This is a genomic window from Hymenobacter agri, from assembly GCF_054778495.1.
In genome coordinates, this window is sequence record NZ_BAAGZM010000218.1 from 1 (window position 1) to 6,449 (window position 6,449).

At 61.0% G+C, this 6,449-nt stretch carries 5 protein-coding genes and 1 tRNA gene; 5 read left to right on the plus strand and 1 reads right to left on the minus strand.

Annotated elements, in window-relative coordinates:
• Nucleotides 1-809: glycoside hydrolase family 113 (locus ACYVDE_RS12005; RefSeq protein ID WP_460501786.1), on the plus strand; the 809-nt coding region annotated here is incomplete at its 5' end.
• A gap of 196 nt (nt 810-1,005) precedes the next feature.
• Entirely contained in the window at nt 1,006-2,202 is a 1,197-nt protein-coding gene (gene sucC / locus ACYVDE_RS12010) for a succinate--CoA ligase subunit beta (RefSeq protein WP_460501787.1), read from the plus strand.
• 120 nt (nt 2,203-2,322) lie between these two features.
• Here the strand turns inward: sucC and ACYVDE_RS12015 are convergent, their stop codons facing one another.
• Nucleotides 2,323-2,760, minus strand: a complete 438-nt coding sequence (locus tag ACYVDE_RS12015; protein WP_460501788.1) for an organic hydroperoxide resistance protein — start codon at nt 2,758-2,760, stop codon at nt 2,323-2,325.
• A gap of 158 nt (nt 2,761-2,918) precedes the next feature.
• Here ACYVDE_RS12015 and ACYVDE_RS12020 point away from each other — a divergent pair.
• From ACYVDE_RS12020 to ACYVDE_RS12030, 3 genes are all read left to right on the plus strand, one after another.
• Nucleotides 2,919-2,990 (plus strand) — tRNA-Arg (locus ACYVDE_RS12020).
• A gap of 116 nt (nt 2,991-3,106) precedes the next feature.
• Entirely contained in the window at nt 3,107-5,404 is a 2,298-nt protein-coding gene (locus ACYVDE_RS12025; protein ID WP_460501789.1) for a GH92 family glycosyl hydrolase, read from the plus strand.
• Nucleotides 5,405-5,703: 299 nt separating this feature from the next.
• Nucleotides 5,704-6,219, plus strand: coding sequence for a fasciclin domain-containing protein (locus ACYVDE_RS12030; RefSeq protein WP_460501790.1), 516 nt, complete (start codon nt 5,704-5,706; stop codon nt 6,217-6,219).
• The last annotated feature ends 230 nt before the right edge of the window (nt 6,220-6,449 follow it).

Here is a 6,449-nt window from a genome sequence, read left to right on the forward strand (position 1 = left end):
GCGGGCGCTGGGGGCTGTGGGGCGAGAGCGACGCCGGCATCAGCTACACGGCGCGGCTGGCGCGGGCCCGGAGCATTCGCACGCTACTCAAGCCGCATTTGTGGGTGCGCGGCCGCAGCTCCTGGCCCGGCGACATCAACATGACGAGCGCGGCCGACTGGGACGCGTGGTTTGCCAATTACGCTCCGTTTATCCTGCACTACGCCGCGCTGGCCGAAGCCGAGCATTTCGAAGGCCTGTGCATCGGTACCGAGCTGCAGCACGCCACCGAGCCGGCCCACGAAAAAGCCTGGCGCGGCCTCATCAAGCAGATTCGGCGGGTGTACCACGGCCCGCTCACTTACGCCGCCAACTGGAGCGGCGAGTACGAGCAGATTCGCTTCTGGGACGCGCTCGACTACGTGGGCATTCAGGCCTATTTTCCGCTCAGCCAGCAGCCCAGCCCGCCGCTCGATTCGCTGCTGCGCGGCTGGCAGCCGCACCTGCAGAAGCTGGCGCAGTGGCAAAAAAATGTGCGGAAGCCCATTGTTTTCACCGAAGTGGGCTACAAAACCACGCCCGATGCTGCCGCCAAGCCCTGGGAGTGGCCCGAGCGGCTGGCTACTGCCGCGCCCGCCGACGAAGCCACCCAGGCCCGCTGCTACGAAGCGCTGTTTCGGGCCTGCTGGGGCCAGCCGTGGCTGAAAGGCATGTTCATCTGGAAGTGGTACCCGAGCCTGCAGCCCGACGGTTCGGCCCGCCGCCACGCCGATTTCACGCCCCAGCACAAGCCCGCCGAGGCCGTGCTGGCGCGCTGGTACGGGCAGTAACGCGCCCCCATGTAGCGCGGACTTTTAGTCTGCGACTCCATCGTCATCCGCAAATCGATTGGGTACGACGCGAGAGTCGCGGACTGAAAGTCCGCGCTACAATCAACCAACGTTCGCAAACCCGGCGCAATGCCGTACTTTCGTGCCACCAAAACCGCGAGGTAGCGTAGCTCAACACCACCCCTTACCCGTTTTTATGAACATTCACGAATATCAGGGCAAAGAAATCCTGAAAAAATACGGCGTCCGCGTGCAGGAAGGCATCACCGCCGACACCCCCGAGGAGGCCGTGGCCGCCGCCGAAAAGCTGACCGCCGAAACCGGCACCAGCTGGTACGTGCTTAAGGCGCAGATTCACGCCGGTGGCCGTGGCAAAGGGGGCGGGGTGAAGCTCGCCAAAGGCATCGACAAGGTGAAAGACATTGCTAATGACATCATTGGCATGCAGCTCGTCACCAAGCAAACCGGCCCCGAGGGCCGCAAGGTGCACAAGGTACTCGTGGCCCAGGACGTGTACTACCCCGGCCCGAGCGAAACCAAGGAGTTCTACATGAGCGTGCTGCTCGACCGCACCAGCGGCAAGAACGTCATCATCTACACCACCGAGGGCGGCATGGACATCGAAGAGGTGGCCGAAGCGCATCCCGACAAAATCCTGAAAGAGTTTGTAGACCCCGCCGTGGGCCTGCAGGGCTTCCAAGCCCGCAAAATTGCCTTCAACCTCGGCCTCGAAGGCGAGGCGCAGAAGGAAATGGTGAAGTTCGTGTCGGCCCTGTACAAGGCGTACGATGAGACGGACTCCAGCATGTTCGAAATCAACCCGGTGCTGAAAACCTCGGACAACAAAATCCTGGCCGTTGACGCCAAGGTGACGCTGGACGAAAACGCCCTCTACCGCCACAAGGATTTCGTGGCCCTGCGCGACCTCAACGAGGAAGACCCGCTGGAAGTAGAAGCCTCGAACAGCAACCTGAACTACGTGAAGCTCGACGGCAACGTGGGCTGCATGGTGAACGGTGCCGGCCTGGCCATGGCCACGATGGACATCATCAAGCTCTCGGGTGGCGAGCCTGCCAACTTCCTCGACGTAGGCGGCGGAGCCAATGCCCAGACGGTTGAGGCGGGTTTCCGCATCATCCTGAAGGACCCGAACGTGAAGGCCATCCTGATTAACATCTTCGGCGGCATCGTGCGTTGCGACCGCGTGGCCAACGGCGTGGTGGAAGCCTACAAGAAAATCGGCGACATCCGCGTGCCCATCATCGTGCGTCTGCAAGGCACCAACGCCGAAGAAGGCGCCCGCATCATCGACGAAAGCGGCCTGAAAGTGTACTCGGCTACCCTGCTGAAGGACGCTGCCGAGCGCGTGAAAGAAGTGCTGGCTAATGCCTAGCGTAGAATAGGCTTCCACTTGTTCAATCGTTGAACAAAAAATCCCCGTCGATTCGCTCGGCGGGGATTTTTTGTGCGATGCTAATGGATTGTTCCGATGTTGAACAAGCTAAAGGATGCTTTACAAGGCCGGTACGGCTTCGCCTTTTACTTTCAGCTCCACTTCCATGTTGCCGCGGGTGCCCACCGAGTAGGGGCAGATTTCGTGGGCTTTGCGCACCATGTCGATGGTTTTGGCCTGGTCGAAGGATTTGAGGTCGACGTCGAGCACGGCGCTCAGGCCGTAGCCTTCGCCCTCCTGAAACAGCGTGACGGAGCACTGCACGGTCGTTTCGGGGTCGAGCCGGTCGCCGGCTTTCTGGGCGATGACGAGCAGCGCCTGCTGGAAGCACGAGGCGTAGCCGGCGGCAAACAGCTCTTCGGGGTTGGTGGCGTTTTTCTTGCCGCCGAGGCCCTCGGGCACCGACATGTCGAGGTCGATAATGCCCGTGGACGAGCGCACGTGGCCGCTGCGGCCACCCACGGCCGAAGCATCGGCCGTATACAGGTTCTTTTTCATGGGGAAGGAATTGAGGTGAAAGAATGCAGGTGTTGGCTGGCTTAACCGGGTTTTTGCGGCGAAGGTTACGGCTGTACCAACCGCGCCGGCCAGAAAATTGCGGCATAATTTGGCCCCGCGCGCTTTGGCGGCTACTTTTGCAGTCCTATCCAGGACCCGGCCATGTCGTACAACGGATAGTATGAGAGTTTCCGAAGCTCTTGATTTAGGTTCGATTCCTAACATGGCCACTATAAACCCCGTTTCCAGGCTGGAAGCGGGGTTTTTGCTTGTTACAGGTAAAGCATTTTGCCAGACTGGAACCCGAAGCGGGACCCGAATGAGCCCGCCGTGTACATTTACCGCCATGATGGTAAAACGTACGTTGACCTTGCTAATCGGTGGTTTGGCGCTGATAACTAGCCCGACCCACGCCCAAACCTCGGATTTGGTAGATTGGGTGAACCCGCTGGTGGGTACTGATTCAAAACCCAGCCTCTCGAACGGCAACACCTACCCCGACATTTCGCGGCCCTGGGGCATGAATTCATGGACACCGCAGACTGGCAAGATGGGCGACGGCTGGCAGTACAGCTACGGGGCCGATAAAATCCGCGGCTTCAAGCAGACGCACCAACCCTCGCCCTGGATGAACGACTACGGGCAATTCGTGCTCATGCCGCTCACCGGCAAGCTGCGCTTTGCCGAGGACGACCGCGCCAGCTGGTTTTCGCACAAGGCCGAAACCGCCACGCCCTACTACTACCGCGTGTACCTAGCCGACCACGACGTGACCACCGAACTGACGCCCACCGAGCGGGCGGCGCGCTTCCGCTTCACTTTCCCGCGCACCGACAGTGCCTACGTGGTGCTCGATGCCCTCGACAAGGGCTCGATGGTGAAGCTGCTGCCGGCCGAAAACAAGATTATCGGCTACTCCACCAAAAACCACGGCGGCGTACCGGCCAACTTCCGCAACTACTTTGTGGTGCAGTTTGACCGGCCCTTTGCCAGTACACACATCTTCAAAGACAAGACGCTGGACGCCGCCGCGCTTGAGGCCACGGCTGCCCACGCGGGCGCGGTACTGGGCTTCAAAACGCGGAAAGGCGAGCAGGTGCAGTGCCGGGTGGCCTCGTCGTTCATCAGCGCCGAGCAGGCCGAGCTGAACCTGCGCGAGATTGGCAATGATGATTTCGAAACCGTGAAGCAAAAAGGCCGCGCCGCCTGGAACGCGGCGCTGGGCCGGGTACGGGCCGAGGGCGGCACCGATGCGCAGATGCGCACCTTCTACTCGTGCCTGTACCGCTCGCTGCTGTTTCCGCGCAAGTTTTATGAGCTGGACGCGGCCGGGCAGCCGGTGCACTACAGCCCCTATAATGGCGAGACGAAGCCCGGTTTTATGTACACTGACACGGGCTTCTGGGACACGTTTCGGGCGCTGTTTCCTTTCCTGAACCTCGTGTATCCCGACGTAAACGCCGAGATTCAGCAGGGCTTAGCCAATGCCTACCGCGAAAGCGGCTGGCTGCCCGAGTGGGGCAGCCCCGGCCTGCGCAACGTGATGGTGGGCAACAACTCGGCCTCGGTGGTGGCCGACGCCTACCTGAAAGGCGTGCGCGGGCCCGATACGCAGACGCTCTACGAAGCGCTGACGCACGGCGCCAACAACGCCGGCCCGCTCACGGCCGTGGGCCGCGCCGGCGTGGCCTATTACAATAAGCTCGGCTACGTGCCCTACGATGTGAAAATCAACGAAAATGCAGCCCGGACGCTCGAATATGCCTACGACGACTTCGCCATTGCCCAGATGGGCCGGGCGCTGGGCCGGCCTCAACAGGAGGTTAAGTTATATGAAAAGCGCAGCCAGAATTACCGCAACCTGTTCGACAAATCGGTGGGCCTGATGCGCGGGCGCAACCAGAACGGCACGTTCCAGACGCCGTTCAACCCTTTCAAATGGGGTGATGCCTTCACCGAGGGCAACAGCTGGCACTACACGTGGTCGGTGTTTCACGACGTGCAGGGGCTGATGAACCTGATGGGCGGCCCCAAGCCCTTTGCGGCCACGCTGGACACGATTTTCCGGCTGCCGCCCACATTTGATGATTCCTACTACGGCGAGGTCATCCACGAAATCAAGGAGATGCAGATTGCCGACATGGGCCAGTACGCCCACGGCAACCAGCCCATTCAGCACATGCCCTACCTGTACGCCTACGCCGGCCAGCCCTGGAAAACGCAGTACTGGGTGCGCGAGGTGATGAATCGCCTCTACCGGCCCACGCCCGACGGCTACTGCGGCGACGAAGACAACGGCCAGACTTCGGCCTGGTACGTGTTTTCGGCGCTGGGCTTTTACCCGGTGTGCCCGGCCAGCGACCAGTACGTGCTGGGCGCGCCGCTCTTTCCAAAAGCCACGCTACACCTGCCCAACGGCAAAACCGTGACGTTAAGCGCGCCGCAGAACTCGGCCGCCAACCGCTACGTGGGCGCGCTACGCCTGAATGGGCAGCCCTACGGCCACAACTGGCTCAGCCACGCGGCGCTGACGCAGGGCGCTACGCTCGATTTTGAGATGGTGCCCGCCCCGAACACGGCGCGCGGCACTGCTCCGGCCGATATGCCGTTTTCGGTGTCGAAGCCCGGGAGGCCCGGGAAGTAACAAGCGGGGCAAGTGAAGTGCAGATTGTGAGCAGGTTGTGAAGGTAAGTAACCAAATGCGGCAGTTTGACCGTATAGCTCGGCCATATACTCACCCTCAATCTTCACCTGATGAACACGAAAACCATCTTCACCGCTCTGGCCCTCACCGTAGCCTGCTCGACTGCCTTTGCGCAGGACATGAAAACCAAGAGCGACGACGAAAAGACCAAAACCAAAGCCGACGGCATGACCACCAAAACCAAGATGGCGGACGACGGAAAAATGAAAGTGAAAGGCAAGTCGGACGCCGGCGATAAAATGAAAGCCAAAACCAAGCCCCGCCAGGGTGATATGGCCGGCATGTCGGGCAAAGGCGTGATGGTAGGCGGCGCGATGATGACGGCCGATAAGGACATCGTGGACAACGCCATGGGCAGCGCCGACCATACCACGCTGGTAGCCGCTGTGAAAGCCGCCGGCCTGGTGGAAACGCTGAAAAGCGCCGGACCGTTCACCGTATTCGCGCCCACCAACGCGGCCTTCGATAAGCTGCCCGCCGGCACCGTGAACTCGCTGGTAACGCCCGAAATGAAGCCCACGCTTACCAAAATCCTCACTTACCACGTAGTGCCCGGCCGCCTGATGGCCGCCGACCTCAAAAACGGCCAGACCCTGACCACCGTGGAAGGTGAAACCCTGACCGTGATGAAAAGCGGCAACAGCGTGATGCTGAAAGACGCCAAAGGCGGCATGAGCACCGTCACCATCCCCAACGTAGTATCGAGCAACGGCGTCACCCACGTGGTGGATACCGTGCTGATGCCGGCTAACTAATTTTGACCGAATAGAGTCAACCAAAAGGCCCGCCGTAATATCCGTCGGGCCTTTTCTTTGAACGTTATGCAGAGCGCAGCGAAGCATCACGTTCTGCTTTTTGCGCCGCACTGCATATTCGCGCGCCGAACTACGTTGCTACTCCAGCAGCAGGCGTTGCGCCACGGTGCGCCCATCGGGCAAGGCGAGGCGCACGAGGTACACGCCGGGCGGCAGCGTGGCCGGCAGCG

Bases quoted from the DNA above. Each gene is read 5' to 3' on its own strand.
- sucC (WP_460501787.1), top strand. From the start codon at position 1,006: ATGAACATTCACGAATATCAGGGCAAAGAAATCCTGAAAAAATACGGC.
- ACYVDE_RS12015 (WP_460501788.1), bottom strand. From the start codon at position 2,760: ATGAAAAAGAACCTGTATACGGCCGATGCTTCGGCCGTGGGTGGCCGC.
- ACYVDE_RS12025 (WP_460501789.1), top strand. From the start codon at position 3,107: ATGATGGTAAAACGTACGTTGACCTTGCTAATCGGTGGTTTGGCGCTG.
- ACYVDE_RS12030 (WP_460501790.1), top strand. From the start codon at position 5,704: ATGAAAGCCAAAACCAAGCCCCGCCAGGGTGATATGGCCGGCATGTCG.